Here is a 25,124-nt window from a genome sequence, read left to right as displayed (position 1 = left end):
GTTGTTTCAGATAAACCACCTTACTAATAACTAGCACTTATTCATCAATTAGTGCTTTTTTTTGGATATTTATCAGCTAATATAATGGCTGGAAATTACTATTGTTAACTTTTTTAGTTTAGGGAATGTTATATGGGCATAGTTCAGCGACTCAGTTGTTTTTTATTACTCACAATGTTGGTTGGTTGTGGTGGCGGCGGAAGCTTAGACGGAAGTGACTCTAGTTCAACGAATGGCGACACAACCGACTCTAGTTCAAATGGCGATGATAGCGTAGTAACAATTACAGCTGATGACATCAGTTTATATGCCAACACACAACAAATATCATCCGATGGCTCCCAAGAAGTTACTCTTACTGCCATAGCTAAAAATTCCGGTAACAACTTGCTTGAGGGGATTACGGTGCAATTTGCCAGCGACTCTGGTCAATTGCAAATTGTTAACGCTGTGACAGGGTCAGATGGCAAGGCAACTGCCACACTAACAACCGAGAATGCTCCGGAAAACCGGTTGATTTCAATTTCAGCAATTAGTAGTAACATTACCGATTCTATAACGGTGCAGGTCATTGGTACCACGGTTTCTTTTACGGGCTCAGCTTCGCTAGCACTTAGTGACCCAACGCCATATATTATAAATGTACTCAATTCTAATGGTACCGGCATTGCCAATGTTAACGTTGCGCTGACATTAACAAACGCAGCCACCAATGGTGGTAATGTGGCCAATATTACAATACCGGACTCAGTTACGACAGACTCTAATGGTCAGGTGACGGTTAATATTACTGGTACTTCAGGCGGTACTAATAGCATTGTAGCCAACGCACTAGGGGCTAGCTCTACCCACGCTGTTGCAGTCCAAGCCGATTCATTTTTATTCACTAGCTTTAACAATACTTCTAGTACTGTTAATCCATCTTTAGGCACCGTCATTCCAGATGTTTTACTTTCGAATCAAGTCGAAGTAACACTTTCTTGGTTACGTGAGGGTCAGCCTGTAACTGATGGCACCCAAGTTGATTTTTCTTCAACTAGAGGCATTTTAGCCGCATCATCAGCGGGAACTGTAGACGGAAAAGTAACAGCTAGGGTTACTTCGAATAATTCGGGCAAAGCGTTATTGACCTTCAGCGGGACAGATAACGATAACGGTGAGGTCATCGAATTAAACAATCAGTTAGAATTTGAATTTGTTGCTGAAACCGCTAACGCCGTAGTAGCGCAAGTTTTCCCTCAAAGTATTGGGCCCAATGGTCAAACGTCTACAATATCAGTGGTAGTGCGTGATATTAATGGTAATTTGGTCAAAAACAAAATGATTGATTTCACCCTTACTGATACCAATGGCGGTACAATTTATCCTGCTAATGCAATAACAGATAGTAGCGGTAGCGCCTCGACTGTTTACACCTCAAATGCAGTCTCAGCTCAAGATGATGTCTCGATTATTGCTACAGTACGTGAAGACACCTCTATCTTTGATACCGTAACACTCACTGTCGCTGACAGTGGTTTATTTATTAGCTTAGGCACGGGTAATAGTCTGATCGAAAAAGATAACAATTCCTACACTAAGCAATATACCGTCTTTGTCACCGACGTCGATTCAAACCCGATTAAAAATCAAGCTTTAACTGTTTCGGCAGTGCCACAAAGTTATTATAAAGGTGCCTGGTACCAGATTTATAATGCCGATGGCGATTTTGAAACTTGGGCTGCTCTAGGAGCGACTGGTGCTGAAAGCCGATTTAAATGTGTCAATGAAGATCTCAATACTAATGGTACTCTTGACGCTGGCGAAGATACAAACGACAACGGCATGCTAACCCCAGGCAACGTGGTTGCCGCAGAGGGCCAGATCACCACCGATGATGACGGCCAAGCGACCATTGATATTGACTATGCGCAAAGTTTCGCGCGCTGGATCGACATCAGATTAGTGGTTTCGGGACAGGTCGGTGGTACAGAAAGCTCTGCTCAGGCAATTTTCACATTGCCGGTGCTCGCCTCAGATGTTTCTGCAGAAAATGTAACCCCGCCTAGAGCCGGTATTGGTAGAAATGGTCCGTTTGGCCTATTAGGCGATTGCTCTACATCCGATTAATCCTTAGTTGATTCTCTTTTGTAATTAAATGGCTCCCTTGTGGAGCCATTTTTATTCATAGCCACTAAATATTTGGCTCTGCTCTTAATCAGTATTAGCAATTGCCGACCTACTACTATAAAACTCTAGCCTAATGTTTAGTTTAATCTGAAGTGTCTATTTAACTTCTGCCAACAAAAAGGCCATCACCTTAGTGATGGCCTTTAAAAACAGAGAATCTAAATAGAGCTTACAAAGGCTTAAAACCAACGATTGCTATGTAAACGATTCCATAATGTGGTCAACGTGCTGTCAACGGAAACACTGGCTGCTTTGCCTAGCTTTTGGCTTAAGGTTTTTGGCACCATAAATTTAAGATGAAAAATATCGCGCACTTGATGTTGTTCCAATAGATAGTCGTCACTGGTGGTGATTTTATCAACCAAACCAAGATCAATCGCCTGATTACCAAACCAGTGCTCACCGGTTGCTACTTTATTTATATCAAGACTTGGCCGGTTAACGCTGACATGCTGCTTAAACAGCTCGTGAGTCTCGTCGATTTCTTGCTGAAACTTTTCACGATCCTTATCGGTATTTTCACCAAACAAGGTCAAGGTCCGTTTAAATTCACCGCCGGTCACTTGTTCAAATTCAATATCATTCTTTTTCAAGATTTTACTAAAATTTGGTATTTGAGCGATTACACCAATTGAGCCAATAATAGCAAAAGGTGCGGCGACAATTTCGTTGGCAATACAAGCCATCATATACCCGCCACTGGCTGCTACTTTATCAACCGCAACCACCAGCGGAATTTCACGATCGGTAATGCGCTTAAGCTGACTAGCGGCCAAACCATAACCATGCACTACACCACCGGGGCTTTCTAAGCGAATTAATACTTTATCGCTCTTGGTGGCTACTTGAACCACTGCGCTCACTTCTTTGCGTAGTGCCTCAACTTCGTGCGCATCCATCGAGCCTTTAAAGTCAATCACAAATAATTTGTCTTTGGCGGCTGGCGGCGCCTTTTTATCGGCTTTCTTTTGTTTTTTATCGGCTTTAGCTAACGCTTTAAGTTGCTCTTTGGTTAAAATCTGTTGCTTAACAGCCAGCACCACATCGTTTAATGCTTCAGTGAGGTTCGTTATCACTAAACTGCCTGATTCTGCTTTTCCTTTCGTCGACAAGCCAATCACAGTTACTAACACTGTGACAATCGCCACCACAATGGTCACGGCTTGCGCTAAAAATAATCCATACTCGAACAAAAATTCCAAAATATTCTCCAATACATTAACGGTCGGTTTAATTCTATCAAAACATCAGCATAAAAGTCATCAACTCAGTATATTAGCAATTCATACATTAGCACTATTGTATGTAGTGTGATTTCGTCGTATTATATTAGCAATTCATAATATTTGTATTTAAAAGGCATGGTGATGAAAAGTACGTTGGTTGATTATGTGATCCGTTTTCCTAAAATTGTCTATACCCTGATATCCGTAGTGGTGCTGTTTTTTATGCTCCAGATCCCGGCACTCGATATTGATACCGATCCAGAAAACATGCTCGCACCAACCAATGTTGACCGCAGTTACCATAATCAAGTTAAACGTCAGTTTGCCTTACACGACTCAATGGTATTGGGCATAGTCAATAACCAAGGTATTTATAACCCGCAATCATTGGCACTCGTTGATCAAGTTACCCAGTATTTGTTGTCGCTTGATGGCGTGATTAAACAAGACGTCATTGCGCCAAGTGTGGTTGATAACATCTATAATCAAGATCAAGGTGTAATTCGATTTGAGTGGTTAATGAAGCAGCCACCAGCCACTCAGGTCGGCGCTGACAAAATAGCCAATGCCATATCCCGTCTGCCTTTACTTAACAGCACGATGATTTCAAGCGATCATCAGGCCATCGCCATTTTCATTCCGCTAACGTCGAAAACGATGAGTTATCAGCTCGCAGAGCAAATTCGGGCCTATGTGGCACCGCTAAGCGGCGAACATCAGTTTTATATCAGTGGTTTGCCAGTGGCAGAAGACCAATTTGGCCGTGAAATGTTTGTGCAAATGGCAATCAGTGCCCCGCTGGCAGGGGTGATGATATTTTTCATGATGTGGTTGCTCTTTCGCAATGTCACCTTAATAGTCGCGCCAATGTTAGTTGCCTTAGCGACAGTCATTATCACAATGGGCTTGCTGATCGCACTTGGTTTTAAGGTGCATATATTATCGTCGATGATCGCCATTTTTCTAATGCCGATCGCCGTGGTTGATTCCATTCATATTATGTCTGAGTTTTCAGATCGCTACCGCACGAGTAATCAGACGGCGGCCCAAGTTATAACTCAAGTTGTCCGTCATTTATTTAGGCCAATGTTATTTACCTCGATCACTTCTGCAGTGGGTTTTTTCTCATTGATGTTAACGCCCATTCCGCCGGTCAAAATTTTTGGTGGTTTCGTTGGTTTTGGGATATTACTGGCGTTTGTTTTAACCATGGTGTTATTGCCCGCTTACCTGTCACGGCTAAGTCCTAGTGCATTAGCCAAGCTTAAATCACTCAGGGTCGAACGTACTTCACCGCTTGAGCGCCGATTAGACGTAATCAGACGATTAAGTATTGGTTACCCCCGACTCATTGTTGGCATTACGTTGCTTATTGGTGTTATCAGTTATTTTGGCATTAACCAAATCACCATTAACGACAATCCGGTACGCTGGTTTAAACAAGATCATCAAATTAGAATTGCCGATAAAGTATTGAATCAGCATTTCGCTGGCACCTATAACGCTTATTTGGTGTTGTCTCGCAACGATCAAGTCGCACAACAGGCGCTATTTGCTCAGCAACTAAATCAATTTACCGTAGATGCTCGTGCATTAGACTTAAATTTAGCCTTGCCATTGCCACCAGTGACCACCAGCGACAATTTAACCGCGGCACTCAACCAATGGACGTTACTGCTCGATGATTACTTATTTGAATTTGACAGCCAGTTAACCCAGCAACAAATGCGTTTAATCCAGCAACAGTTAACAGTCACAGCGGCATTAAGAAGCTCGAGCGCGAGTTTTTATCAGCCGCAAATGTTGCGCTATATCGAGCAACTAGAACAAGCCTTATTAAGCTCGCCAATTGTTGGCAACGTTAATTCATTGCCCGATCTGGTTAAAACCGTTAATCGTGAATTAGTCAGTGGTCAAGCGCAAGATTTTGTCCTGCCAGCCACCAGCAATGGCGTTGCTCAAGTGTTAATGCAGTATCAATCGTCGCACCGTCCCAATGATTTATGGCACTTTGTCACGCGTGACCAACAAGCAAGTTTGTTGTGGTTACAATTAAAAAGTGGCGACAATCAAAGCATGCAACAGGTAATGGCGCTGGTTGAACAGTACGTAACCGCTCACCCTCTGCCGGCCAACATTGACCTAAAGTGGGCAGGTAAAGCCTATATCAATGTGGTGTGGCAACAAGAAATGGTCGCCGGCATGTTAAATTCATTAGCCAGTGCATTTGTGGTGGTGCTGTTAATGATGATGGCACTGTTTAAATCAGTTCGTTATGGTTTGCTGGCAATGTTACCGCTCACGATCACCATTGGTCTAATTTATGGCTTAATTGGCTGGGTTGGCAAAGATTATGACATGCCAATTGCCGTGCTTTCATCGTTAACCCTTGGTTTATCGGTCGACTTTGCGATTCATTTCATTGAACGTTATAGACAACTGCTGACCGAGGGCCACAACAGTATTGTGGCAATCAACCTCATGTTCAAAGAACCCGCGCAAGCCATTAGCCGTAATGCCATTGTGATCGCTTGCGGTTTTACCCCCTTGCTGTTCGCACCTTTAGTGCCCTATATCACCGTTGGATTGTTCCTCGCCAGCATCATGGTGATTTCAGCAATCATTACCTTAATGCTCGTGCCTGCCATTATTACGCTGGCGAACTCGCCGCGGCCAGTATCCAAGGTAATCTCCGACGCTCAGTCAGCAAATAATTAGGAATATCTGATGAAAAATATCATTAAATTATCGCTACTTGCAGCATTACTTATCACTAATGCCTCGACTAATGCGAACACCAAAACCGATGTGATGGCTATTGTGTCACAAGCGAACTTAGCGGCGTTTTATCTCGGGGACGATGCAACAGCCCAAGCGAGAATGTTAATTAGTGACTCGCAAGGTAATCAACAAATTCGTCAATTTTCACTGGCGAGAAAAGATAAGCTCGATGGTGGCGATCAAGACATCATGCTTAAATTTAGTAAACCGTCCGATGTTAAGGGCACCATGCTGCGAGTCGCCAAGCATATAAACAGCGATGATGATCGGTGGTTGTATTTACCGGCGCTCGATCTGGTAAAACGCATTTCAGCGGGTGACAAACGCACCAGTTTTGTTGGTTCGCATTTCTTTTACGAGGATATTTCAGGGCGTAACATCAGCGACGATAATTTCACCCTAGTGGGTGAAACAACCAGTGCTTATCAAATTAAGGCGGTGCCTAAAGATCCTGATTCGGTCGAATTCGCCAGCTATCTGGTCACTATAGATAAAACCACCATGCTACCGATGAGCATTGTTTATACCAACAGCCATAATCAACAATATCGTAAAGTTGAGGTGCTTAAGTTAACCGAAGTTCAAGGCAAGGTTAGCGTGGTTAAATCAAAGGCAAGCGACCTTATCAATGGCGGTTCAACGGTAATCCAATTTAGACGAATTCGTTATGACAATCACATGCCACAAGCTATTTTTAGTGAACGCAGTTTGCGTAACCCGCCAAGAAAGTGGTTTAACTAATGAATATTGCCCCGCTGTTGCTGGCAGGTTTGGCACTGGTTAGCACCAGCGTTCTTGCCACAGGTGATGATCTCGACGACTGGGACAATTGGCAGGATGAGTTACCAACGCCAATCGAATCGTCGTGGCAACCCTTAAGCGGTTTTGGTCAACTCGCTTACGGCAGTTGGTTAACAAATAACGACATATTACCGCTAACCAACAGTCTCAGTGAATTGCGCCTGCGCCTTGAAACAGCTTACCAAGCTGACACGTTCGAGTTTAAATTTAAGCTCGACGCGCTCTATGATCAGGCCATGTCCGAGTTTAAGCTGCAACCGCGCCAAGTATTGCTTAGTGGCAACTTTGCTGATGTTGTGCCCTTACCTGCGCTTGCTGCTGCGCCTGTATTAAATAACCTCAGTTTTAAACTGGGTCGGCAAGTGGTGACATGGGGCACGGGTGATCTGGTGTTTATCAACGATTTATTTCGCAAAGATTGGCGTTCTTTTTTTAATGGCCGCGACGATCAATACCTCAAAGCACCAATCGATGTTGTTAAGCTGAGTTATTTTGGCCAACGACTTAACCTTGATTTAATTTGGCAACCCCGCTTTGTCAGCGATCGCTATATTGATGGCCAGCGTTTTAGTTTTTACGACCCGCTAAGTCAAAAGATTATTGTGCCAAGCTCACCACTGACCAGTGAACAGCAGCCTCATGGAGCTATAGCAGCGCGACTCTATTTTACTTATCACCAAGCTGATATCGGTATTTACGTCAACCATGGCTATCGCGGCACACCGATCTACCGACAACATGTCAGCCACCAAGATATTAACCAGCAAAACAGTGCTTTTTATCATCCTCAACTTTCCACGCTTGGCGCTAGCATCATTAGCCCATTGGCAGCGGGTTTGGTTAATGTTGAGCTTGGTTATCATGATTACGAGTCAACAGACCAAAACGCCCCGAGCGATCAAGTCAGGTTGCTGGTCGGCTATCAACAAGAGCTACAAACTCGGCTGACAATGTCTGGCCAGTTTTACCTTGAACACGATACCGACCATCAAAAACAAAGCACTGATGCCAGCCGTCAGGTGTTGACACTAGGATTAACACATCGCAGTGCCAACGATAAATGGCACGCCACTTTGTTTGGGTTTATCTCACCGAATCAGCATGACAGCTATGCCCGAGCATCGCTGCGCTATCGTGCCAATGATCAACTGCAATTAGTGCTTGGCACCAATATATTTAACGGCGATGCAGCTCGCTTCTTTGGTCAATTTCAGCTTAACAACAATGCCTACTTACGGCTCACTTATTATTACTAGGAGTAATAACATGACTCAACAACGCGCACTCTTTATCTTTATTAGCATGATGATCTTTTTATCGGTCGCCTTAACACTATGGGTTGACCCACGATTTTATTGGTTTACCTTGTTTGTTGGTGCCAACATGTTGCAATTTTCGGTAAGCGGTTATTGCCCTGCCGCTTGGTTATTCAAAAAAATTGGTCTAAAGTCAGCCTGTGATACCACCACAAATAGCAGCGCTAACAACTAGTCGAGTCTCTGATGAAATATTTTAAAATCGTAAGTATGTTGTATTTATTAATCGCAGGATCGGTAATTGCTGGTGATTTGTCACCGCAAAAGAATCTAGAACAGAGCACTATCGTCCAAGAAAGCCGCGAACAAAAAACCTGGCAGTTAATCGAAGCTGGCGCGTTAATTGTTGATGCTCGAACGGCGCAAGAGTACGCTGCGGGACATTTAGAGGGTGCAATAAACATTCCGTTTGATGTCGCGGTTAGTCTGTTTAAGACCTTGGATATTAGCAAGAATCGCGACATTGTCTTATATTGTCGCAGTGGCAATAGGTCAGGAATGGCATTTGAAAGTTTAACCAAAGCCGGTTATACCAATTTGCACAATGGCGGTGGTTTAAACGCAATATTGGCTGCCAAACCCGAAATTTTTAGCCAATAACGCTACACTAGCGGTGCCCAGTTTATACACATTAGTTACTTAATATTAGTCGGCTGGCTTTAACACCAAGCCGACTTATTCGCTGTATTTCCCTCATTACCTCTTCTCGTCTATTCCATCACGGCATTGTTTAATGCTCACGGCTAGCTGCCACCATTTTAATAATTAACAATTGTTTATTAAAATAGTTATACTAATCATGCTTTTGGCCGATAACATAAAACAACAAGGATGTGAGTAGTGATTAAATTGGAGCACAAAAATAGTGCTGCCTGCATATTGATCACGTAATAATTGGAGATAAGGGGTTTATTTGAACTATTTAAGACGCACCATAATCCGCCTTGGCTGGTTATTAGCTCTTGGCCTCGGACTTAATCAGCAGGTACTAGCAAGTCAACACTCGGTTAACCAACCTAACACTTTTATATTAAATTCCGCCGTGCCGCCCTCAGATAAAGGTCAAGCAGCACATAGTTTAGATCAGTTTATCGAGCAGGTTTTTTCTCAGTTAAATATTAAGCTAGAATATCGCAACACCCCTTCGATACGTACCTTTAGAGAAACTAACTCAGGCTTTGTTGACGGTTCATACCCACATATATCCAGCACAAGTTTACATTATAAAAATTTAATCAAGGTGCCACAATCACTTGGCTCACACGAGTTAGTGGCTATCACAACCAACCCGGACATTAACTTAAGCCACGGCCTATCAGAGCTTAGTCATTACAAAATTGGTTACATTGCCGGCTGGCTACTGATTAAGCCATTGATAAAAGATTTAAAAAACACCTATGCGATTGCTAATAAGCAAATTTTATTTAACATGCTGCAAGCAAAGCGTCTTGATATTATTTTATATAGCCGCAGTTTTGCCCAAGGTCACGTAAATATTGATTTAACTGGTAGCCTACGTATTTTAGAACCAACTTTGCGAACCGACCCATTGTATTTATTTCTGCATAAAAAACATCAAGCTTTACTGCCAGCGATCGCCAATAAAATCAAGCAGCAGAGAAACGGCGCCCAAGTTAAATATTAATGGACTTAACCAGCCTTTTTAGTTGATTGCGATAGTTTCCTCGCTAAGTTCCAGCTACAATCTGCGCCATCTTGCACCATCGATACTTATGATGAAAAATGTCCTAATAATTGGCTATGTATGGCCTGAACCAAATTCCTCAGCCGCTGGCACCCGCATGATGGAATTAATTTCCCTATTTCGCAGTCAACAGTGGGCAGTCACCTTTGCCAGTCCAGCAGCGCTGTCAGATCACATGGCTGACCTTGCGGCTATCGATGTGCCCACGGTCAATATTGAGCTGAACAATGAAAGTTTCGATCACTACATTAGCCAATTACAACCCGATATCGTAATGTTCGACCGCTTTATGATGGAAGAACAGTTTGGTTGGCGTGTTGAGCAGCAGTGCCCTAATGCACTACGCATTCTAGATACCGAAGACCTTCATTCATTACGCGATGCCAGACACCGTGCTTACAAGCAGCAGCGGGCTGTCACCAAGCAAGATTTGAGCTCTGATATTGCAATGCGCGAAATCGCCGCGATTTTACGCTGCGATATGTCATTGATTATATCTACTTATGAAATGAGCTTATTAAGCGAGCATTATCGTGTTGATCCCGCTTTGTTGCACCACCTGCCCTTTATGCTCGAGCCACAGCAATTGTCACAGCCACGACCTGACTTTGATCAACGCGCTGATTTTGTCTCAATCGGTAATTTTCGCCATGCCCCAAACTGGGATGCCGTACGTTATTTAAAAGAGACTATCTGGCCGCTTATTCGTCAGCAACTGCCTAAAGCCAAACTCAATGTATATGGCGCTTATCCACCAGCGAAAGCCATGGCATTTGATAATCCAAAACAAGGTTTTCATGTTAAAGGTTGGGCTAAAGATGCTCACCAAGTGATGCGAGAAGCACGGGTTTGTCTGGCGCCAATTCGCTTTGGCGCTGGCATCAAGGGCAAGTTAGCCGACGCAATGCTTAATGGTACGCCTAATGTCACTACCAGTATCGGCAGCGAGGCTATGCACGGTCAATTGCCGTGGTCTGGCATGATCACGGACGATGCCCAAACCTTTGCAGATCAAGCAGTGGCACTTTATAACGACCAACAAAGCTGGCAGCAAGCGGTCAACCATGGTGACCAAATTATTAAAACACTTTATGACAAACACCATTTAGGTAATTTATTGTTGCAACAAATTAATCAGCTGCTTAATGATTTACCGCAACATCGACTTGCCAATTTTTCGGGCGCGATGTTACGTCATCATCATCATAAAAGTACCAAATATATGGCACAATGGATTGAAGCAAAAAACAAATTACCGGCTCAAGATTAAATCCTAATGGCATATACCTTACGTCCTTATCAACAACAAGCGGTTAACGCGACCTTGGCACACTTTCGTCAAACTGACGATGCCGCGGTTATCGTATTGCCCACTGGCAGTGGTAAAAGCTTGGTCATTAGCGAACTGGCCAGCCTAGCCCGGCATAAAATATTGGTGCTGGCGCATGTCAAAGAACTGGTCGAGCAAAATCATGAAAAGTATCAAAGTTATGGTTTAACCGCGGGTATTTATTCCGCTGGGCTTGGCCGCAAGCAATTAGATCATCAAGTGACTTTTGCCAGTATTCAATCGGCGGCACCGAACTTAGCCGATTTTAGCGACTATTATTCATTATTAATTATCGATGAATGCCACCGCATTGGCTTAACCCGTGAAGACGACGAGGCACAAAACCAATATCAACAGTTGATTAGCAAATTAAAAATCGCTAACCCTAAACTAAAAGTACTGGGATTAACTGCCACGCCCTTTCGGTTAGGCATTGGATGGATTTATCAACATCATTACCACGGTTTTACCCGAACCGACGAACCCAGACCCTTTGTTGATTGTATCTATGAAATGCCGCTGGCATTAATGATTAAGCAGGGTTTTTTAACCCAGCCTAATTTGATTGACGCGACCATTGCGCATTATGACTTTTCGAGCATTAATGCCAACCAATTAGGCAACTACCCTGCACAGGAAGTAAATTCGTTGCTAACGACGCACGCCCGGGTAACCCAAGCGATTATCGAGCAAGTGATTAGCTTAAGTAAAAACCGCCGTGGGGTGATGATTTTTGCGGCGACCACTGATCACGCCAAAGAAATTATGGGTTATCTTAAGGGTCACAATGCCGCGATGATTTTAGGCGATACGCCTAACCAGCAACGCGACCAAATAATTAATGATTTTAAACAGCAACAGATTAAATATTTAGTCAATGTCGCGGTGCTAACCACCGGCTTTGATGCGCCCCATGTCGATTTTATTGCCTTGTTACGCCCTACTCAATCACTGAGCTTGTTTCAACAAATTGTTGGCCGCGGTTTACGCCTCGCTCCAGACAAAAAAGACTGCCTAATTATCGACTACGCTGGTAGTGGCTTTGATATTTACAGCCCAGAAGTTGGCAGTGCCAAACCAAACAGCGACAGTGTGCCCGTGTTAGTTAACTGCCCTATTTGCCAATTCGGCAATACCTTTTGGGGCAAAGTAAGTGAAGACAACCAAATTATCGAGCATTATGGCCGCCGCTGCTGGGGTTATGAGCTAGATGAACAACAACGCAAGGTGCGCTGTGATTACCGCTTTCGATTTAAAGAATGCAGCCAGTGTGGTGCCGAAAATGACATTGCAGCCCGGCGCTGTTTACAATGCCAACATGCGATTATCGATCCAGACCAATTACTGAAAAATGCACTTAAGCTCAAAGATGCCATGGTCTTACGTTGCAGCGGTATGTTAATTGAGCCAGCCGCCAAAGCTGAGAATCGGATTAAAATCTCATATTTTGATGAAGATGGCGCCACAGTTAGTGAACAGTTTAATTTTAACCATAAAACGTCACGCGAACTCTTCAATCAGCAATTTGGGCGGCGCTTCGAACAAGGTTCACGGCCAGAACAATTTAAAGATGCCGCTACAGTATTAGCTGTCGCAGCAGCCTTTATTGCGCCTGACTTTGTGATTGCCCGTAAACAAAATCATTACTGGCAAATCAAAGAAAAAGTTTTCGACTATCAAGGCAACTACCGCAAAGCCAATCAGTTAGGTTAATACCACGAATATTGATTGAGTAAAAAAAAAGGGATGCCTTTAAGTAAGCACCCCTTTTGTTATCAGTCGACTAACTTTAGGTTAGTCTCAGGTTTTAAAGTGCCCGACTAAATCACGTAATTTAACCGCCATTTGTTGCAGTTCCTGCGTAGACTTCGCTGCTTGCTCGGTGCCACTAAGGGTCATTTCAGAAAGCCCGTCAATTTCAATGACATTTTGTTCTATTTCTCTGATCGCACTTTGCTGCTGGGTAACGGCTGATGCAATGTGTGAATGCATTGTCTCTACTTCACTCACTAAGCTCAATATCAATTCAAGTTCACTCGCCGTTTGGTTGACTAAAGCAATGCCGTGTTTGGCATTATCAAGCGAACTATTAGCTCGGCTCACTGACTCGTCAGCTGCGCTTCTTAGTTGGACCATCTTCTCTTTAATATCGACCGTGGCAGACTGAGTCCGTGATGACAGCGTTCTCACTTCGTCGGCAACCACCGCAAAACCTCGGCCTTGCTCACCCGCCCGCGCTGCTTCAATCGCCGCATTTAATGCCAGCAGGCTCGTCTGTTCTGCAATGCCGTTAATCACATCAAGCACCTCGCTTATTTGGTCTATCTCTGTAGATAGTCGCGCGATCGAACTGGTTGACTCACTGGTGCCCTGGGCTAATTGATCAATTTCAACAACAGACTTTTGGGCACTGCTAGCGCCTTTCACTGTCGCCTGACCAGCGTTATTCATTGTTGCTAGCGTATCGTTACTTCCTCTGGCAACCTCATCAATCGACGCAGAGAACTCGGTCATCGCGCTAGCAATTGTATTGGTCATCAAGCGCTGTTTCCCCATGCTTGACGACGTATTGTCGACACTTTGCTGCAAGTTAGCAGCGACCAAAGTCAACTCCGTCGCCGTGGTGATAACTTGTGACACGACACCTCTAATACTTGCAATAAAAGTGTTAAAGGCCCGGGAGAGCTCCCCTATTTCATCTTTGCGCGCGGCACTAGCGAGCACAATGCTAAGGTCGCCATCGCCTTGCGCTATTTCCTCAAACGAACTCACCAACTGCTGAATTGGATTAACCAACAATCTCGAAATTAAAATCCCAAATAATGTCGCGACTACTAGCGCAACGATAATAACAATTGCGCTGTCTGTCGCCAGGTTCTTGAGTATTTGCTGTTTATCGGCAAAAGCCTCTTGCTCACTAATCTCTGATATTAATGCCCAATGCTGATCTTTGATGTTTAGAGGCGTATATGCCGACAATACTTGCTCACCATAATATCCATCGGTTAGCACCACGCCTGTCTCGCCAGCCAATGCTTTCGTCACGCTGCTTGCCACTGATTTTTGCAAAGTTACGCCAGTATTTCTATTTTGTATCGTAGCAATCTTATCTTGCCAACCCGTCGTTGCAATTTTCTCGAGATATAGACTAATATCCTCAATCAGTAAACGCGCTTCAGAACGTAATCGCTGATCGGCACCAACCAAATAAACTTCTCCGGTTTGTCCAAGGCCAACATCTGACCATTTACTTGAACTGGTCATAATGCGCGTCACACGCGCCAGAGGTAACTGAACCACCAAAGCACCAATCATTTTACCCTGCTCATAAACAGGCGCTGACATAAAGCCAGCAGGCGCGCCATATGACGGTAGGTAGCTCGCCAAATCAGTGAGAAATACTTCTCCTTGAGCGCCATTAATTGCCTTGCGCCATGCTTTCGCCAAACCAGTATCAGCTAATGCACCCTGCTCTAACGACGTCCCGTAATCAATATTTTTAACCACCGAGTATACGACTCGACCAACGGCATTCACTAATAACACATCGGGGAAACCAAACTCTTGTTGGATTTTAGTTAATTCAGGATGATACTCGCTGTGATAAATATCGTAACGCGCATTAAACCGGCCCTTTTTCTTCGCTTGGATAAGCGCATGTTTTGAGTCCAGCGGATTTTCGTTTTGGCTGATATAACGCGCCTGATAAAAACTAGCAGCAGGATCTAAAGCCGCCAGCACCGACGTTACCTGCGCCGGTTTAAGAGAAGGGTCGAGCGCTTGAGCACGCTGTAAATATGCTTGATTATAAAATTCACTCAGGCTTTGTTGTTCAACCTCGTCAGCTTGAATATCAAGATTAAAGGATTTTGATAAATAACCGGTTGCTTTTACTGTCAAATCTTCACTCGAAATACTAGCGACTAAGATTTCTAAATCATGAAAGTAATTAACGAGTTGGGATTTTTTCATTTCTCTTACGGCGACCAGTTTTGCTGAAACCGTGCCGTTAAGTGTGGTACTAATCTGATCGGATATTGAATAACCAATGATTAAACTTGCACCAAGCAGTGGCAAGATCCCAATAGATATTATCGCAAGAAGAATTCGAGTTTTGATTGTCATAGTAATGCCCCTTACAAATAGTTTAGGAGACAATTCTACTTTTTACAGCGATTATTTAGCGGTTGCTCGCGAATACGTCTGCTTATTTCAAATCAGCTAGCTCAGCACTCGATAAATCGCGCCATTGCCCTAACGCCAAGGTGCCTAGCTCAAGGTTAACCAGGGTTAAGCGTTGTAAATCGACCACCCGATAACCACACACTTGTGCCATTTTTCGAATTTGTCGGTTAAGCCCTTGGGTTAGGGTAATTTTAAATTGATTAAGCCCGACTAATTCAACCGTACATGCTTTAGTGGTAGCTTGTTTTAAGGTAATTGGCTGGCTCATTTTAAGCACAAACTCATCATTAATATTGCCCATGCCATAATAAGGTTCAACCGTCACTAAGTAGGTCTTAGGGTGATTAAATTGCGGTGCTAATAAACGGTGGCACAAGTCACCATCATTAGTGAGCAGTAATAAACCATGCGAGTCTTTATCGAGTCGCCCGACCGGAAACAGCCGTGGGCTAAAAGTAAGCTGATTAATGATGCTGTCGGGATCGTCTTCATTACAATTACAGTCAATGCCAACTGGCTTATTGTAAATAACATAGCGAGCTTGCTTGGCTAAAGTCACCACGGTTCCGGCAATGGCAACCTCTTCGGTGCCATCGACAAAACTCAAATGCCCAGCCAACTTGCCCGCAACCGTCACAACCCCACTATCTATTAAACGACTAGCAGCACGGCGCGAACAAAATCCGCTGCGGCTAATAAACTGCGCTAATCGCATTAGCTCGCTAAAATTTTCATCGGTAACGCTAACGCGTCATTGCCTGACTGGCCAACAAAATAAATAATGGCGCACAAACCGCCTAACGTTAAGACATACCACACACTAGAAACCACCTGCGCGTAACGGTTAAGCGGTAATAGTTGACTGTGATGACGACCACGCCATTCAAACAATATTTCAACGCTGCCAATCAATAGCAGAAAGCCCAATAACGCCAAGCCGAAATAATAACTGGCATAAACACCTAACGCCGCGCCAGCCACACAAGCCACCAAACCGAGTTTTGAGTTAATTGAAAAGGCTATACTTTTTAAAATATGGCCACCATCAAGCGGCAATACCGGCAACAGGTTAAACAAATTGAGTAAAGCATTAAAGACCGCCAAACCAGCCAATATTTCAAGATCAGTGATCCAATAGCCCACTAAACAAGCCAAAGACAAAATTAAACCAAAAAATGGTCCCATGATCGAAATGACAACATCTTGCCAGCGGGTATTAATTTTATCATCGGACATCGCCAAACCACCAACAAAGGGGATCAAGTAAATGCCTTTGGTTTTTAAGCCAAAATATTTCATCGCCCGAATGTGACCGTATTCATGAAAAACCAGACATAAGATCAATGCAATCGCAAATTGAATTGAAAACAACCACGCGTAAGCGGCCAAACTGCCCGCGGCAAATAATACTTTAATCACCTTGGCACTTTTAAATAACTTAAGCGCTAACGATCCCAAACCTACTAAGCTAAATTTAGTGGGTGTTTTCTCACGTTCAGCCACAGAGCGGCGCTCAATGTCGTGTTCGTTCAATTGCTGCTGACTGATTTCGTCATCATTGACCAGTAATTGGTAGCTTAAATCAAAGGGCTGCCACGTTAATTCGACCTTGAGTTGGCAACTAATGGTTTGCTCACCGGCTTGCAGGGAAAACTCATGGCATTGCTGCTCGTTTGGCTCAGCACTCGCCTCGCGCTGAGAAACCAACTGATTGTCCCAATACAGGGCTTGCCACCCGGCCATTGAACCATCTAATCGTAATTCACGACCTAAACATTCTATCTTTAACAGTTGCACTAACATCACCAGCTCAAATTAATATCGCAAGAATTATCGCGATTTTTACCGCCGAGGCAAGCATTAGTTTAAGGATTAGTGAGCCGATGTGGCTTAGATGGTGAAAATAGCCGACCAAGCGGTATATAATGGCCACAGTTTCAACTTAATAAAGCTAATAATGTCTGTATTCAAACTTCAGCAATTTTCTGTAACGCAAGCTGCCAGTGCCATGAAGGTTTGCACCGACAGTTTAATTTTTGGTGCAATGATCCCGCTAACAGCGGCTGATAAGGTATTAGATATTGGCGCCGGTACTGGTCTATTATCGTTAATGGCAATGCAGCTCGGTGCAGCCGACGTTACGGCCGTTGAACTCACCCCACAGGCCGCTCAAGAAGCCCAGCTTAATGTCAGTAATAGTAAATGGGAACAACAAATAACCGTGATAGAGCAAGACATTACTGCTTACGCGGCCCAGCAGTATAACCAGCCTTGTTTTGACCTGATTATCTCTAACCCGCCGTTTTTCGATAATCATTTAAAAAATCAAGAAATGTTAAGAAATACCGCCCGCCATACCGATACCTTATCGTTTAAGGATTTATTAGCGGTATGCGGGCGGTTATTGCGAACGAATGGCCGCTGTTATTTATTAGTGCCTTTAAATCAGGTCGATACCATCGTGGATTTGGCCCAGAGTCAACAACTGCAACTCACTCACCAAAGATCATTAATCACTCAAGTTAACGGCAAGGCCAAACTGGCTGCGCTAACCTTTGAAAAATCAATCACTGTAATGACCCCTGTGCAAGATCAATTAACCATTTACGCCAGTCACCAGCAGTACACGGCACAAAGTGCCGCTTATCTTAGTGAATTTTTATTACGCTTCGCGCGTTAAGCACACAAAGCCTGGGTGACAGCGTCGGCGAGTTCATTTTCGACAAACTTGGTCAATAATCTATTGGCTCCCGACTGGTCGCTCATATTTTGGCAAGCATTACCACTTAGCGAACTGTGCAATAAAATATAACAGTCTTTGCTATGAGACAATTTTCGCAACTGGCGACTCAACGCGTAACCATCCATATGTGGCATTTCAATATCCGAAATGACCATATCAATCTTAACGCCGTCTTCGCCCATTATATCGAGTGCATCCTGACCCGAACTCGCCATAATGTAATCAACACCCATTTGATCTAAGGTATTAGCGATTAATTTTCGTGCCATTCTAGAATCATCGACTGCTAGAATTTTTTTGTCGATTATTTTAGTGGTGTCGAATTTAGGTAAGGCAACTTTGTTCATCTGTGGGGTTAATTCATAAAGAATTTTTTCAACATCAATCAAGCCAACCAAGTCATTGTCTACTTTCAGCACGCCAGACAAATAATGACTGTTACCCGTCGCACGCGGTAACGCACTAACGGTTTGCCAATCAATACTAATAATTTTATCGACTTTCTTAACGAGCAGCCCTTGCATGGTCCGGTTAAACTCGGTCACAATAATTGATGTTTCGCTCGCATCATCACCAACTAAGCTCGGTTGACCGATGACCTGTGATAAGTCAATAACTTGAATGTTTTGGCCACGCAATTCAATTAAGCCAGCAATGCCCGGTTTTGAGCTTGGCAGTCGATTAAGTTTTTTATAAGGTACTATTTCTCTAATTTTTAAGACATTAATACCGTAACTGCCACGACCACTAAGACTAAAACGTAGGATATTTTGCTGATCTGTCATTTGATTTTTCATTGCTTATTTATTTATTGCCATCGGCTGGAAAGATGTTGATTGGTCATTTGGTGGCGATTATAACGTCAAAGCTCTAAAAAGACTATTGCCATAAACCTCAAAGCCAATAAAAGCGCTTTGTCTTAACCCGATATTTACATATACTTGAGGTAATATTTTTATTTAGCTACATGCGCTGGAGCATATGTTGGAACAACGAGATACCCGCTTAGTTAACTGGTTTCGCCAGTCGGCACCTTATGTAAACGCTCATCGTCACAAAACTTTTGTGATCATGATTGGTGGTGAATGTATCGCCCACCAAAATTTCCCTAATATTGTCAATGACATTGCCTTGCTTAATACGCTAGGCATCAAGATTGTATTGGTCTACGGTGCCCGCCCGCAAATTGAAAAAAGCTTGCAACAAAATGGCGTGGAAAGTGTTTTTCATCAGCAGCAGCGCGTCACCACAGAAGAAGCCTTTGGCTACATTAAGCAAGTGGTTGGTCAATTACAGTTAGAAATTAACGCTCAGCTATCGAAAGGCCTTATTAATACCCCAATGCAAGGCGCTAGCATTAACGTTATTAGCGGTAACTTTATTACCGCCCAGCCGGTTGGTATCGCCGATGGCGTCGATTTATGTTACACAGGAAAAATACGCCGGGTTGATGTTGAAGGCATAAAACGCCAGTTGGCTGATAACTCTATTGTTGTGATTAGTGGCATTGGTTATTCATTAACAGGTGAAAGCTTTAACCTCAGTGCTGAAGATGTCGCCACTCAAGTCGCCATCCGCTTAAAAGCCGACAAAATGATCGGGTTCTGCTCTGAAAATGGCGTGTTAGACGCTAATCATCAAGTTATCCCTGAAATGTTCCCACGCGACGCCAAGCAGCGCTTAGCAGAGTTAGAAAGCTCAGGGGGAATTTTAACCGGCACCGCAATCTATTTACGCGCTGCTATTGCCTCTTGCGCCGCGGGTGTGCCGCGCAGTCATTTAGTGAGCTACCGCGAAGATGGCTCATTGCTGCAAGAGCTTTTTTCACGCGACGGCATCGGTACTCAAATTGTAATGGCCAGTTCTGAGCAGTTACGCCCCGCTAGCATTGCTGATATTGCCGGTATCGTTGATCTAATCCAGCCGCTGGAAGAACAACGACTGTTGGTTCGACGCTCACGCGAGCAACTTGAGGTTGAAATCGATCGTTTTACCGTGGTTGAACGTGACGGCTTAATTATCGGCTGTGCCGCGCTATACCCGTCTAAAGATGGTGTGGCCGGAGAATTAGCCTGTGTTGCAACTCACCCTGAATATCGTAATGCCTCGCGTGGTGATGCCTTAATAGACCAAATAAGCCTGCAAGCAAAAGAACTTGGTTTAACGCAATTATTTGTCTTAACAACCAGCTCGATTCATTGGTTTCGCGAACGCGGTTTTGAACCCGTTGGTTTAGATCAGCTGCCAATCGAAAAGCAAGCCTTGTATAATTTTCAACGTAATTCGAAAATTATGATCAAGAATATTAAGTAATATTGAGCAGATGAAATTCTTAAACAAATTTAGCAAAGCCCCAATAAGAGTGCTCAAGCTAAACCGGAAACGCGCTAAACTGCGTTTTCGGTGGAGCATGATCAGTCTTAAACAAGCTCTGGCGCAAGAAAAGCAAGAAACCAAAGAAATGCTGACTATTTATGCCAAGTTAACTAAGGGCAATGCTAGCAAAGCTGAGATAACGAGTGCCAATAAGCAATTTTTGGATATATTGAAGGGGCTCGGCTTAGGCGTGTTTGCGCTATTACCTTTTGCGCCAATCACCATTCCACTGCTAATTAAGCTCGCGAAAATGGTTGGAGTAGACCTGTTACCGAGCTCGTTTTACCAAGACGACAAAGACTAAGCCAATCTTAGATTGGCTTACATTCGATTAATTTTAAACTCGCCTTAACTCTATTTAAAACACAGCTTAACGCTATAAAGTGCGGCGTGGCTGCACCACCAAGTTTGAAAAAATCAATCCAGCAATTAACGACATAAAAATCATTAACGCTTGAGTGCCCATCGGCTCCGTTCCTAGCATGTTCTCGCCAGAGACTATGGTGTTTAAGCCGATGTAAACCTTACTGCCTGGCACCAGAATAACCAAGCCTTGCAAAGACACAATAACAGCCGGAGCTTTTAGCACCCGTGCATAAACATTGGCATAAATACCAACACAAAAAGCGCCAAAGAAAGTGCCCAACGCAATGTCAAAATAGCTAGCGGCTAATAAACTGGTTGAATAAGCAATAAAACCAGACATCACGCCCCAAAATGCATCTTTGAGCCGCGACTTAAACATCACCACTAAACTGCCAGACAACAGCAATACCGCAAACCAAGCGGTCCATTGTGGAATGGGCGTCGGCTGCACAAACTCAACCTTGCCCCAGCAGGCATATCCTAATTCCAAACCCAATACCGCACCAAAATATAGCTTAAACAGCAGCATAATGGCATCCATAATTCGGGCAGTACCAGAAACCAAGTTACGCGCGGCCAACTCACGTAAACCAAGGGTTAACGCCAAACCAGGAATAAATATTATGATGCTGGACAATACAACTAATGAGGCATTAATACTGGGATCTAAATGCATTGCCCCCGTAACAATAAATGCCGAGATAAGTGCCACTAATGGTTCGAGAGTATGAGCAAGCCGCTCTGAAAATGTCGACCAATAAACAAAGCCATACACCAGAAGACCGAGCCAGAACGACCAAAACACATCACTCCAACTGGTGCCCATTAACATCGCAAAAGCGCCGCCTGAAATAGCAAAAGCGACCAACGTCGTTAGTTGCGAATAAGGGTTGGGCTTGTTTTCGATTTCATCAAGACGCTCACGGGCTTGTGCTAACGAGCGTTTACCCGTCGCAAGCTCGTCAACTAATTCATCGGTCCGTGCCAACGAACCCAAATCTATTTCACCAGGATTAACGCGTACCACGTGATGAAACTGCTGACGCTCGCCAAAAGCATCATCGTTTAATTGATCTTTTTCCCACATCACGAAAGTCAATGCGGTCGGCGAGACCAAAAAAGATCCTTCCATGCCAAGAATTGAAGCGACATTACTTAAGTGTTCTTCTAATCGATTGGCGGAGGTGCCAGCTTTATGTAACGATTTACCGAGTTTAATTATAAAACTTCGACGCTGGGCAAATGTTGACGATGTCACGAGTTTTTCCTAAATAAGCAATTTGGGACAAGTTCACTTTCAAGTACAATGAAAGTAGCTGAACAATAAAAAGCGCGATTTTATCCTGATTTAACCAAGAGTAAAGCTTTTTTGTAACCAGAAAAACCAAGAAAGAATGACAAAGCAGATAGAATAACAAAACAACAACATATCTCATTGTTTTTTAGATGATTTTTATATTTAGCTTTAATGGATATTTTGAGTAAAAATAACTAATATCGATTAGATAATTAAATATTACAAGCACTTCAATCATTTATGATCTTAAGCGCGATAAACAACCCGACAACAGCACAGTAATTGAACAGCAAGCCATAATTTCACAGCTTGCTATCGATAATTTATGCCGCTTGAGCAAGCTTAGTTACCGGTTCTTGAACTTTCGGTTCACCTAAAGGCAAAACAACTCGACCATATTGCTCATTGATCACTTGCGCCATTGCTGCATAAATTGCGCTTGCGCCACAAATAATGCCTTCATAACCAGCAATCACTCCTAAAACTTCAGAACCGGTAAAATCTTTAACGGCTAGTAGAAAGAACAGTACAGTTAAGCTGCCAAAGATAAATTGAGTAGCGCGGTTCATTTTCAAGGTAGCAATAAACATGAATGCAGTAAAGATGCCCCACATTAATAAATACATGCCCATAAACTGTGGTTCGGTTGCTTCAGCCCAACCTAATTCTGGAAAGACCAATAAAGCAACTAAACTGATCCAGAAAAATCCGTAAGAGGTAAAAGCAGTTAAACCAAAAGTATTGTTTTTCTTAAATTCTAAAATACCAGCGATAACTTGCGCAAAGCCGCCGTAACATAATCCCATTGCTAAGATCATAGCACTAAGCGGGAAAAAACCTGCGTTGTGAATATTAAGTAAAATAGTGGTCATGCCAAAGCCCATTAGGCCCAGCGGTGCAGGGTTTGCGTAATTAGTCGACATTGTCGGCTCCAAAATAAAAAAGAGCGCTAAGGTAGCAATATAATGCAGCCATAGGTAGTTAAATCTTGCGATATTTTAAACTTTGTTAGCCAGCTCAAATCTTTGTTTAAAACTCGTACAGCAACAACTTAGCCCGCCCTATTGCCGTCACAAAACCAAAACATTTCGCTAACAAATTATGGTGATTTCTTTGTTATTCAACTAACAAATAACCGTCGTAAATAACGTGTACGAAGAGATATTACCTAGTAGGTTAAATATTATTTATTGGCTTAATTACGGTAAAGGTTAACGCACAAGTTGAAGTGTGTTTTGCAGAGAAGTTTGATTTAGTACCGGCTGAACTCGTTAAAGTAACGAAGTCAGCCAATACCATGGTGGGCTCGAGAATGGTCGTATTATCAAAGCTATCATATCGCTTTGGGCGCCGATCCCCAAGACCACAAACAACAGGAGAAAACGGCAAAGCAATCTGTTATTGCGTTACCGGAAACCCCATCATTTCAACCATTTTCACCCAAGGCTTGCGCCAGCCACCCTTGTGTTCAACCGTGTCAATTGCATACATGGTCAGTTTAGCGCCGATCCAACGTAGTGGTTCAGGGGGAATATAGCCAGGCAATGAGGTAGCAAAGCTTAATTTGGTTTCACTAATGTCATTGTTATCTAAAATAGCCAAACCAACTCGCGCGCCAAAACGGGTCGCTGTTACACCAAAACCAGAATAGCCACCGGCATAAATCATATCACCATTGTAATAATGCTGATAATGCACGGCCATTCGAGTAGTAAGGGCAATGGGCCCACTCCAAGCATGCGAAAATTTAATTGCTTTTAGGCTAGGGAAAGTACGATAAAATTGCTCAACTAACGGTAAAAAGTTCTCTGCTGATTTATCCGCTTTAGGATCGGTATCATTATTAAAAAAGTAACCGAGCCGGCCACCAAATAAAATTCTATTATCGGCAGTAAGTCGCATGTAATTGAGCTGAATTCTGGTGTCATAAATACCTTGACGGTTTTTCCAACCAAGCTCAGCCATTTGCTCATCCGTTAATGGCTCAGTAACCACTATCCTGTCACGAATAGCCGATACCCGCTTTTTAATTTTGTTACTGCCAGCTGCAAAAGCATTGGTCGCAAGCATTACCTTATTCGCTTTTATCGAGCCGTTAGGAGTACTAACTACCACGCCAGGATTAAGATGAGTCGAGCTGACCAAAGGAGTGTATTCATAAATTTTAACCCCCAAACTTAGCGCTGCTCGTTTTAAGCCCCAAGCCAGCTTAGCTGGGTGCACCGTACCACTGCGTTTTTTAGACCACAAACCACCATGAAACAAAGGCGAGTTTATTTCTTGTTGAACCTGCTCTTTATCCAATAAGTGGGCGTCATGACCGTACTTTTTATACAGCTCAAATTCAGTTGAAATATCATCTAAACCTTCATCGCCAATAGAAACGGTCAGCTCACCGCCCCACTCAATATCGCAATCGATATTGTAACGCGCTATCGTTGCTTTAAATCCGTCCATGTTTTCTTTGCCGAGCCGTTCAAGCTCGACCATTTCATTAGGAAATAACCGTTCAGAGTTGACCAGACCATGCATTACCGACGTTGACAAAATAGCGGCAGGACGACCTGAAGCACCAATAGCTGCGCATTGCGCTTCAATAATAACGACATCGCGACTCGGATCAGCCTCTTTGGCATGAATAGCTGTCCATAAGCCGGTAAATCCACAGCCAACAATCAACAAGTCGCAATCAATATCTTGCTGCAAACTAGGCTCTGGTTGTGGCGCGGCTTTGTTGTCTAACCAATAAGGGAAAAACTTCGTTTTAAGTAGGGCCTGTTCGGCGGTTGATTTGGTGACCATTGGTTATGCCCTTTTTTTACTTTTATT

General features: G+C 43.4%; 20 protein-coding genes. 12 read left to right on the top strand and 8 right to left on the bottom strand.

The genetic code is table 11. The features are described 5' to 3' along the window. Window positions 1–132: 132 nt before the first annotated feature. Window positions 133–2,109, top strand: a complete 1,977-nt coding sequence (locus HRU23_15550; protein NRA55555.1) for an Ig-like domain-containing protein — start codon at window positions 133–135, stop codon at window positions 2,107–2,109. A gap of 239 nt (window positions 2,110–2,348) precedes the next feature. Here HRU23_15550 and sohB read toward each other — a convergent pair whose 3' ends face one another. Next, on the bottom strand, window positions 2,349–3,371 hold the full coding sequence (gene sohB, locus HRU23_15545; protein ID NRA55554.1) for a protease SohB: 1,023 nt from the start codon (window positions 3,369–3,371) through the stop codon (window positions 2,349–2,351). Between the two features lie 165 nt (window positions 3,372–3,536). Between sohB and HRU23_15540 the strand changes: the two genes are divergently transcribed. The 8 genes from HRU23_15540 (at window position 3,537) to HRU23_15505 (ending at window position 13,041) form a co-directional block, all read left to right on the top strand. Beyond that, entirely contained in the window at window positions 3,537–6,113 is a 2,577-nt protein-coding gene (locus tag HRU23_15540) for an MMPL family transporter (protein ID NRA55553.1), read from the top strand. A gap of 9 nt (window positions 6,114–6,122) precedes the next feature. Then, window positions 6,123–6,917, top strand: a complete 795-nt coding sequence (locus HRU23_15535) for an outer membrane lipoprotein-sorting protein (protein NRA55552.1) — start codon at window positions 6,123–6,125, stop codon at window positions 6,915–6,917. After that, window positions 6,917–8,233, top strand: coding sequence for a hypothetical protein (locus HRU23_15530; GenBank protein ID NRA55551.1), 1,317 nt, complete (start codon window positions 6,917–6,919; stop codon window positions 8,231–8,233). Before HRU23_15535 ends, HRU23_15530 begins: the two co-directional genes overlap by 1 nt. Window positions 8,234–8,243: 10 nt before the next feature. After that, complete coding sequence (locus HRU23_15525; protein NRA55550.1) at window positions 8,244–8,468, top strand: DUF2892 domain-containing protein; 225 nt, start codon at window positions 8,244–8,246, stop codon at window positions 8,466–8,468. 11 nt (window positions 8,469–8,479) lie between these two features. After that, window positions 8,480–8,893, top strand: coding sequence for a rhodanese-like domain-containing protein (locus tag HRU23_15520; protein NRA55549.1), 414 nt, complete (start codon window positions 8,480–8,482; stop codon window positions 8,891–8,893). Between the two features lie 313 nt (window positions 8,894–9,206). Further along, window positions 9,207–9,938 carry a hypothetical protein gene (locus HRU23_15515; GenBank protein ID NRA55548.1) on the top strand — a complete coding sequence of 244 codons (732 nt, stop codon included), beginning with the start codon at window positions 9,207–9,209 and terminating at the stop codon, window positions 9,936–9,938. 91 nt (window positions 9,939–10,029) lie between these two features. Beyond that, window positions 10,030–11,268: a glycosyltransferase family 4 protein gene (locus tag HRU23_15510; GenBank protein NRA55547.1), complete on the top strand. Its 1,239-nt coding sequence runs from the start codon at window positions 10,030–10,032 to the stop codon at window positions 11,266–11,268. Between the two features lie 6 nt (window positions 11,269–11,274). After that, window positions 11,275–13,041, top strand: coding sequence for a DEAD/DEAH box helicase (locus HRU23_15505; protein NRA55546.1), 1,767 nt, complete (start codon window positions 11,275–11,277; stop codon window positions 13,039–13,041). Between the two features lie 87 nt (window positions 13,042–13,128). Here HRU23_15505 and HRU23_15500 read toward each other — a convergent pair whose 3' ends face one another. The 3 genes from HRU23_15500 to HRU23_15490 form a co-directional block, all read right to left on the bottom strand. Next, entirely contained in the window at window positions 13,129–15,453 is a 2,325-nt protein-coding gene (locus tag HRU23_15500; protein ID NRA55545.1) for a methyl-accepting chemotaxis protein, read from the bottom strand. Window positions 15,454–15,535: 82 nt separating this feature from the next. Beyond that, window positions 15,536–16,228 carry a pseudouridine synthase gene (locus HRU23_15495; GenBank protein ID NRA55544.1) on the bottom strand — a complete coding sequence of 231 codons (693 nt, stop codon included), beginning with the start codon at window positions 16,226–16,228 and terminating at the stop codon, window positions 15,536–15,538. Beyond that, window positions 16,228–17,256: a site-2 protease family protein gene (locus HRU23_15490; GenBank protein NRA55543.1), complete on the bottom strand. Its 1,029-nt coding sequence runs from the start codon at window positions 17,254–17,256 to the stop codon at window positions 16,228–16,230. The genes HRU23_15495 and HRU23_15490 overlap by 1 nt, the downstream gene beginning before the upstream one ends. A gap of 214 nt (window positions 17,257–17,470) precedes the next feature. On the opposite strand from HRU23_15490, the gene HRU23_15485 reads away from it, so the two are divergent. Further along, window positions 17,471–18,193, top strand: coding sequence for a methyltransferase (locus HRU23_15485; GenBank protein NRA55542.1), 723 nt, complete (start codon window positions 17,471–17,473; stop codon window positions 18,191–18,193). On the opposite strand, the gene HRU23_15480 is transcribed toward HRU23_15485, so the two are convergent. Continuing rightward, complete coding sequence (locus tag HRU23_15480; GenBank protein ID NRA55541.1) at window positions 18,190–19,041, bottom strand: chemotaxis protein CheV; 852 nt, start codon at window positions 19,039–19,041, stop codon at window positions 18,190–18,192. The genes HRU23_15485 and HRU23_15480 overlap by 4 nt on opposite strands. A 199-nt stretch (window positions 19,042–19,240) precedes the next feature. On the opposite strand from HRU23_15480, the gene argA reads away from it, so the two are divergent. Both argA and HRU23_15470 read left to right on the top strand, forming a co-directional pair. Further along, a complete protein-coding gene (gene argA, locus HRU23_15475; GenBank protein NRA55540.1) occupies window positions 19,241–20,569 on the top strand; it encodes an amino-acid N-acetyltransferase in 1,329 nt (442 codons plus the stop codon). 10 nt (window positions 20,570–20,579) lie between these two features. After that, on the top strand, window positions 20,580–20,936 hold the full coding sequence (locus tag HRU23_15470) for a hypothetical protein (GenBank protein NRA55539.1): 357 nt from the start codon (window positions 20,580–20,582) through the stop codon (window positions 20,934–20,936). A 72-nt stretch (window positions 20,937–21,008) separates the two neighbouring features. Here HRU23_15470 and HRU23_15465 read toward each other — a convergent pair whose 3' ends face one another. The 3 genes from HRU23_15465 to HRU23_15455 all read right to left on the bottom strand — a co-directional run bounded on the left by HRU23_15465 (window position 21,009) and on the right by HRU23_15455 (window position 25,097). Next, a complete protein-coding gene (locus tag HRU23_15465) occupies window positions 21,009–22,256 on the bottom strand; it encodes a threonine/serine exporter family protein (GenBank protein NRA55538.1) in 1,248 nt (415 codons plus the stop codon). 362 nt (window positions 22,257–22,618) lie between these two features. Beyond that, window positions 22,619–23,218: an acetate uptake transporter gene (locus HRU23_15460; protein NRA55537.1), complete on the bottom strand. Its 600-nt coding sequence runs from the start codon at window positions 23,216–23,218 to the stop codon at window positions 22,619–22,621. Between the two features lie 475 nt (window positions 23,219–23,693). Continuing rightward, window positions 23,694–25,097, bottom strand: coding sequence for an FAD-dependent oxidoreductase (locus HRU23_15455; protein ID NRA55536.1), 1,404 nt, complete (start codon window positions 25,095–25,097; stop codon window positions 23,694–23,696). Between the last annotated feature and the right edge of the window lie 27 nt (window positions 25,098–25,124).

It is taken from the genome of Gammaproteobacteria bacterium (genome assembly GCA_013214945.1).
Taxonomy (GTDB): domain Bacteria; phylum Pseudomonadota; class Gammaproteobacteria; order Enterobacterales; family Psychrobiaceae; genus Psychrobium.
The sequence above is the reverse complement of the archived record's forward strand: the minus strand, read 5'-3'. Positions and strand labels throughout refer to the sequence as shown.

Bases quoted from the DNA above. Each gene is read 5' to 3' on its own strand.
- HRU23_15470 (NRA55539.1), top strand. From the start codon at position 20,580: ATGAAATTCTTAAACAAATTTAGCAAAGCCCCAATAAGAGTGCTCAAG.
- HRU23_15510 (NRA55547.1), top strand. From the start codon at position 10,030: ATGAAAAATGTCCTAATAATTGGCTATGTATGGCCTGAACCAAATTCC.
- HRU23_15530 (NRA55551.1), top strand. From the start codon at position 6,917: ATGAATATTGCCCCGCTGTTGCTGGCAGGTTTGGCACTGGTTAGCACC.
- HRU23_15460 (NRA55537.1), bottom strand. From the start codon at position 23,218: ATGTCGACTAATTACGCAAACCCTGCACCGCTGGGCCTAATGGGCTTT.
- HRU23_15525 (NRA55550.1), top strand. From the start codon at position 8,244: ATGACTCAACAACGCGCACTCTTTATCTTTATTAGCATGATGATCTTT.
- HRU23_15520 (NRA55549.1), top strand. From the start codon at position 8,480: ATGAAATATTTTAAAATCGTAAGTATGTTGTATTTATTAATCGCAGGA.
- HRU23_15550 (NRA55555.1), top strand. From the start codon at position 133: ATGGGCATAGTTCAGCGACTCAGTTGTTTTTTATTACTCACAATGTTG.
- HRU23_15500 (NRA55545.1), bottom strand. From the start codon at position 15,453: ATGACAATCAAAACTCGAATTCTTCTTGCGATAATATCTATTGGGATC.
- HRU23_15540 (NRA55553.1), top strand. From the start codon at position 3,537: ATGAAAAGTACGTTGGTTGATTATGTGATCCGTTTTCCTAAAATTGTC.
- HRU23_15505 (NRA55546.1), top strand. From the start codon at position 11,275: ATGGCATATACCTTACGTCCTTATCAACAACAAGCGGTTAACGCGACC.
- HRU23_15535 (NRA55552.1), top strand. From the start codon at position 6,123: ATGAAAAATATCATTAAATTATCGCTACTTGCAGCATTACTTATCACT.
- HRU23_15480 (NRA55541.1), bottom strand. From the start codon at position 19,041: ATGACAGATCAGCAAAATATCCTACGTTTTAGTCTTAGTGGTCGTGGC.
- HRU23_15490 (NRA55543.1), bottom strand. From the start codon at position 17,256: ATGGCCGGGTGGCAAGCCCTGTATTGGGACAATCAGTTGGTTTCTCAG.
- HRU23_15485 (NRA55542.1), top strand. From the start codon at position 17,471: ATGTCTGTATTCAAACTTCAGCAATTTTCTGTAACGCAAGCTGCCAGT.
- HRU23_15495 (NRA55544.1), bottom strand. From the start codon at position 16,228: ATGCGATTAGCGCAGTTTATTAGCCGCAGCGGATTTTGTTCGCGCCGT.
- HRU23_15455 (NRA55536.1), bottom strand. From the start codon at position 25,097: ATGGTCACCAAATCAACCGCCGAACAGGCCCTACTTAAAACGAAGTTT.